5 protein-coding genes and 1 pseudogene are annotated in these 6,300 nt (G+C 45.8%); all 6 read left to right on the plus strand.

What is annotated here, in order from left to right; genetic code table 11:
• On the plus strand, positions 1-784 hold a 784-nt coding region (gene mraY / locus AB4653_RS19350; RefSeq protein WP_372105045.1), incomplete at its 5' end, for a phospho-N-acetylmuramoyl-pentapeptide-transferase.
• Positions 785-842: 58 nt separating this feature from the next.
• On the plus strand, positions 843-2,159 hold the full coding sequence (gene murD / locus AB4653_RS19355; protein WP_009848955.1) for a UDP-N-acetylmuramoyl-L-alanine--D-glutamate ligase: 1,317 nt from the start codon (positions 843-845) through the stop codon (positions 2,157-2,159).
• Between the two features lie 22 nt (positions 2,160-2,181).
• Positions 2,182-3,378 carry a cell division protein FtsW gene (ftsW, locus tag AB4653_RS19360; protein ID WP_009848956.1) on the plus strand — a complete coding sequence of 399 codons (1,197 nt, stop codon included), beginning with the start codon at positions 2,182-2,184 and terminating at the stop codon, positions 3,376-3,378.
• Positions 3,379-3,390: 12 nt separating this feature from the next.
• The gene (gene murG / locus AB4653_RS19365; RefSeq protein WP_009848957.1) at positions 3,391-4,452 is read left to right on the plus strand and encodes an undecaprenyldiphospho-muramoylpentapeptide beta-N-acetylglucosaminyltransferase; all 1,062 of its coding nucleotides are present in this window, start codon (positions 3,391-3,393) and stop codon (positions 4,450-4,452) included.
• 13 nt (positions 4,453-4,465) lie between these two features.
• Entirely contained in the window at positions 4,466-5,926 is a 1,461-nt protein-coding gene (gene murC, locus AB4653_RS19370) for a UDP-N-acetylmuramate--L-alanine ligase (protein WP_009848958.1), read from the plus strand.
• A 191-nt stretch (positions 5,927-6,117) separates the two neighbouring features.
• Positions 6,118-6,300: pseudogene (locus AB4653_RS19375) on the plus strand (cell division protein); the annotation flags it as partial.

Genomic DNA, 6,300 nt, shown 5'->3' on the forward strand with positions numbered 1-6,300 from the left:
GGTATTAGTTGTACTTGCTGGTTATGGCGCGGTTGGCTTTGTTGATGACTACCGTAAAGTCGTTCGTAAGAACACCGATGGTTTGATCGCTCGCTGGAAGTACTTCTGGCAATCAGCAATTGCGTTAGTCGTGGCGTTTGCTCTGTATGCTCACGGGCACGATACTGCAGCAACTCAATTGGTTGTTCCTTTCTTTAAAGATGTGATGCCACAACTTGGTTTACTGTATATCGTACTAACTTACTTTGTTATTGTGGGAACCAGTAACGCGGTAAACCTAACAGACGGCCTAGACGGCTTGGCCATTATGCCAACGGTTATGGTTGCGGCTGGTTTTGCTGTAATTGCTTGGGCGACCGGTAACGTTAACTTTGCGTCATACTTACACATTCCATACATCCCATACACCTCCGAGCTGGTTGTGGTATGTACTGCTATCGTAGGTGCTGGACTTGGTTTTCTATGGTTCAACACTTATCCTGCACAAGTATTCATGGGCGATGTTGGCTCGCTAGCGCTTGGTGGTGCTCTGGGTGTGATCGCTGTGTTAGTTCGCCAAGAGTTGGTATTGGTTATCATGGGCGGTGTGTTTGTAATGGAGACCTTGTCAGTGATACTGCAAGTTGGCTCTTACAAATTGCGCGGTCAGCGTATTTTCCGCATGGCACCAATTCACCACCACTATGAACTGAAAGGTTGGCCGGAGCCACGTGTCATCGTGCGTTTTTGGATCATTTCAATGGTATTAGTACTGGTTGGCTTAGCAACGCTGAAAGTTCGTTAATCCTATCTGAGCCTCTTAATGAGAGGCTCTTTAAAACTATTAAGAGCATCTTGTTTAAATGGAACATTGGCAAAATATTCAAAATGTAGTGGTTGTGGGGCTCGGTATTACCGGGCTCTCTGTCGTTAAACATCTCGTAAAATATCAACCTCATACGCATGTGAAGGTAATTGATACGCGAGAGCTACCACCAGGAAAAGAATCTTTGCCTGAATCGGTAGAGCTGCATTCTGGAAGTTGGAATAGCCAATGGTTAGCGGAAGCTGATTTAGTGGTTGCTAACCCAGGTATCGCCTTAGCGACCCCAGAAATACAAGATGTTATTCAAGCGGGTATTCCGGTTGTTGGCGATATTGAACTTTTTGGTTGGGCGGTAGACAAACCCGTCGTGGCAATAACAGGCTCCAATGGCAAGAGTACGGTGACCGATCTAACGGGTGTGCTTGCTAAAGCTGCTGGTCTTAACGTTGGCGTTGGTGGCAACATCGGTATTCCTGCCTTGGATCTTCTTGAGCTTGATGCCGATTTATATGTCCTTGAGCTTTCAAGCTTTCAGCTAGAGACAACGTTCAGTCTAAACCTTGCAGCAGCGGCCTTTTTGAACCTGTCAGAAGATCATATGGATCGCTATCAAGGCATGGCCGATTACCGTGACGCTAAATTGAGAATTTTTAATAACGCTCAGTGTGCGATCGTAAACCGCGAAGACAAAGAGACTTATCCTGATCAAACGATGTCATTGGTGACATTTGGACTTGATGACCAAGAGTTTGGTGTAGCGACGATTGATGGTATCGAATGGCTAATAGACAACGGCAAGCCTGTACTTCCTAGCCAAGATTTAACATTGGTTGGACGTCATAATGTGGCGAATGCTTTAGTCTCTTTAGCACTGCTTAAGCAAGTCGGTATCGATTACAGCAAAAGTCTTGAAGCTTTGAAAGCCTACAATGGTTTGACGCATCGTTGCCAAGTAGTGGCTGACAAACGCGAAATTAAATGGGTTAACGACTCGAAAGCGACCAACGTAGCCAGTACATTAGCGGCTCTGTCGGGATTAGAATACCAAGGTACTTTGTATCTCTTAGTCGGAGGTGTGGGCAAAGGTGCTGACTTTAGCGAGCTTAACCCCGTGTTGGCGCAACTAGACCGCGTACAACTGTGTTGCTTCGGTGAAGATGCTGCGCAATTTATGCCATTACATCCATCGGCTAAGACGTTTGATTCCATGCGTGACATTATCGAGAGTATCTCTGCACAATTGGTGTCGGGTGACATGGTGATGTTGTCTCCTGCATGTGCAAGCTTCGATCAATTTAATAACTTCATGGCGAGAGGTGATGCGTTCACTGAACTTGCTCATGAGTATGCCTAACGTGTTGAAGGACTAACATTCAGTGCAAAGAGTGAAAGAGATTAATCAATCTATTTGGCAATGGCTTAACCGTGCCACACCAGAGGCGCTCTACGATCGTCAGTTGGTATGGATTGCTCTTGGACTGATGCTGACGGGCTTGGTAATGGTAACGTCGGCTTCGTTCCCAATCAGTGCTCGTTTAACCGATCAGCCGTTTCACTTCATGTTCCGCCACGCCATTTTCCTGGTGTTAGCGTTAGGTGTATCCAGCGTAATATTACAAATCCCGATGAAACGCTGGTTTCAATACAGTATGTACCTATTGGGCTTATCCTTCTTTTTGCTAGTGGTGGTGTTAGCCGTCGGTAAGTCGGTTAACGGTGCCTCACGTTGGATTCCTCTCGGGCTGTTTAACTTACAACCTGCTGAAGTCGCTAAGTTATCTCTGTTTATCTTTATGGCGGGCTATTTGGTTCGTAAACAGGATGAAGTGAGAAAAACCTTCTTCGGTGGTTTTGGTAAACCGATCATGGTGTTCGGTGCCTTTGCGGTGTTGCTACTTGGCCAGCCCGATTTGGGTACCGTTGTCGTAATGTTGGTTACATTGTTTGGCATGTTATTTATCGCAGGTGCTAAGCTGTCACAATTTATAGCCTTAATGGTGGCAGGTATTGCTGCCGTTGTGGGATTGATTGTTATTGAGCCTTATCGTGTTCGACGTGTTACGTCATTCTGGGAACCTTGGAGTGACCCGTTTGGTAGTGGTTATCAGCTAACTCAATCATTGATGGCGTTCGGTCGTGGTGATTGGATGGGACAAGGGCTTGGTAATTCAATTCAAAAACTCGAGTACCTACCTGAAGCACACACCGATTTTGTTTTTGCTGTACTGGCAGAAGAGTTGGGTTTTGTTGGCGTAACCTTAGTGTTGATGCTGATCTTTAGCTTGGTTTTTAAAGCTATTTTTATTGGCAAAAAAGCTTTCGAAAACGACCAAGTGTTCAGCGGTTATCTGGCGTTTGGCATTGGTATTTGGTTTGCTTTTCAGACGCTTGTTAATGTCGGTGCCGCTTCAGGTATTGTTCCGACCAAAGGTCTAACCTTACCGCTGATCAGTTACGGTGGTTCAAGCCTTATCGTGATGTCAGTTGCGGTTTCTATGCTGCTGCGTATCGATCATGAATGCCGAGTGCAACAAAAAGAACAAGCCGACAATCAAAACGAATTAGTAGAATAAGAATCTAACGTTATGAAACAGAACAAAAAACTTTTAGTGATGGCTGGTGGTACTGGCGGTCACGTTTTCCCTGGATTAGCGGTGGCGAAAAAGCTTCAGCAACAAGGTTGGGAAATTCGCTGGTTAGGAACTGCGGACCGAATGGAAGCGGAACTGGTGCCAAAGCATGGTATTGAGATCGACTTCATTAAGGTGAAAGGCCTGCGTGGTCAAGGCATTAGCAAGCTAATTAAAGCGCCGTTCCAGATTATTAATGCCATACTTCAAGCCAGACGACATATTAAAGCATGGCAACCTGATGTGGTGCTTGGCATGGGTGGTTACGTCAGTGGCCCGGGTGGTATCGCGGCTTGGTTATCTGGTATTCCAGTGGTTCTACATGAACAAAATGCAGTGGCAGGTTTAACCAACCAATGGCTGTCTAAGATTGCTAAAAAGGTTTTCCAAGCTTTTACTGGTGCGTTTCCTACCGTAGAAGTGGTGGGTAACCCGGTACGCGAAGATGTTGTTGCCTTAGCTGACCCCGAGCAACGCATGGCTGAGCGTGATGGTGACATCCGCATCTTGGTTATGGGCGGTAGCCAGGGCGCAAAAATCCTGAACGATACCTTGCCAGTAACGATGGCGCAGCTTGGTGAAGGCTTCACTGTGGTGCATCAAGCAGGTAAGAACAATCAACAGCAAGTGATTGAACAATACAAATCACATTCTGTAGATAATGTTCAAGTGACTGAATTTATTGATGATGTGGCGCAAGCTTATGAGTGGGCAGATCTATTAGTGTGTCGCTCTGGTGCATTAACCGTATCTGAAGTGTCTGCTGCTGGTGTAGGTTCTATTTTCGTTCCGTTTATGCACAAAGACAGACAACAAGCGTTGAATGCCGATCATTTAGTCGAATGTGGCGCGGCGTTAATGATTGAACAGCCTCAACTAACGGCTGATAAGCTCGCGAACACTATCGCGCAGCTTGATAGAAATGAATTAAAAATGATGGCAACAAAAGCTCGTCAAGCCGCCAAGCTTGATGCTGATGTGACTGTCGCTGAAGCGATCAAAGCTTTAGCAAAATAATGAGATTGAATTGATGACGATTGAACATACCCAAGACTTAGCGCAAATCCGTGCAATGGTGCCAGAGATGCGCCGTGTTAAATCTATCCACTTCATTGGTATTGGTGGTGCCGGAATGAGCGGGATTGCTGAAGTCTTGCTTAATGAAGGCTACCAGATCACAGGTTCTGATATTGCTCAAAACCCAGTGACAGAACGCTTAGTTAGCAAGGGGGCTACTGTTTACGTTGGTCACCAAGCGAGTAACGTTGCCGACGCAAGTGTGGTGGTGGTTTCAACCGCTATCAACGAAGAAAACCCAGAAATTATTGCAGCTCGTGAAGCGCGCACACCGATCGTTCGTCGTGCAGAAATGCTGGCTGAGCTGATGCGTTTTCGTCACGGTATTGCTGTGGCAGGTACGCACGGTAAAACAACCACGACTGCGCTAGTGACACAGATTTACTCGGAAGCAGACCTAGATCCAACCTTTGTAAACGGTGGTTTGGTGAAAAGTGCCGGCACTAACGCACGTTTAGGTTCAAGCCGTATTCTTATCGCTGAAGCCGATGAGAGTGATGCTTCATTCTTACATCTGCAACCAATGGTTAGTATCGTCACTAACATCGAAGCGGATCATATGGATACTTACGGCGGCGATTTTGAAACGCTGAAGCAGACGTTTATTGATTTCTTACATAACCTGCCATTCTACGGCCAGGCTGTGATGTGTGTTGATGATCCTGTAGTGCGTGAGCTTATACCTCAGGTTAGCCGCCAAGTGATTACTTACGGCTTCTCAGAAGATGCTGATATCCGTATTGAAAACTACGTACAAGAAGGTCAGCAAGGCAAATTCACGGTGGTACGTGAAGGTAAAGCTAACCTTGATATTACGCTAAACATTCCGGGTCGTCACAATGCATTGAATGCATCCGCTGCGATTGCTGTTGCAACAGAAGATGACATCAGCGATGAAGCGATTCTAAAAGCGATGGCGGGAACCGAAGGCACGGGTCGTCGTTTCGATCATCTAGGTGAGTACGAAACAGGTAAAGGCGTTGCAATGCTGGTTGATGATTACGGTCATCACCCAACCGAAGTGGACGTAACCATTCAAGCAGCACGAAGTGGTTGGACTGATAAGCGTCTTGTTATGATCTTCCAACCGCACCGTTACAGCCGTACTCGTGATCTATATGACGATTTTGCGAATGTTCTTGAGCAAGTTGATGTACTTATTCTATTAGATGTTTATTCTGCAGGTGAGAAACCAATTGCAGGGGCTGATGGGCGTTCATTAAGTCGAACTATTCGCGGGCGTGGTAAGATAGATCCAATTTTTGTTGCCGATATCAACGCACTGCCATCGGCTTTAGCCAACGTAATTCAAGGTGGTGACCTTGTTTTAACGCAGGGTGCGGGCGATGTTGGCCGAGTAGCGAAGCTGTTGGAATCATTGCAGTTAGACATTAATAAGATGCAGAACGCGTAACAGAATACTGTCTACAGACTGTGGTCAATCGCTCACTTCTTGCGATTGACCTAAAATTGACCAAAAATCTTATTATCAACGTTTGATAGTTTAATTTTGCTCAGTATAATTCATAGGTTAAAGTAAGTGCTTTTACCTCTATTACGAAGATAGGGAATAGAATTGCGAACCAACGACAGGGAATGCGGGCTTTGGTAGAAAGTACTTTTAGCGAAAACCGCCACCTATTCAGTTTACCGTCGCTCAAGAAACACGCCTTAGGCGGGTCTTTTTTTGTCATGGTATTGCTATTCATTGGATTTCTTTTCTATACCACACTGACTTGGATGTGGGACGATCAGCGATTGCCTCTCTCTAAAATAGTACTGCAAGGC

It is taken from the genome of Vibrio sp. 10N.222.48.A3 (assembly GCF_041475345.1).
Classification (GTDB): Bacteria; Pseudomonadota; Gammaproteobacteria; order Enterobacterales; family Vibrionaceae; genus Vibrio; species Vibrio tasmaniensis_A.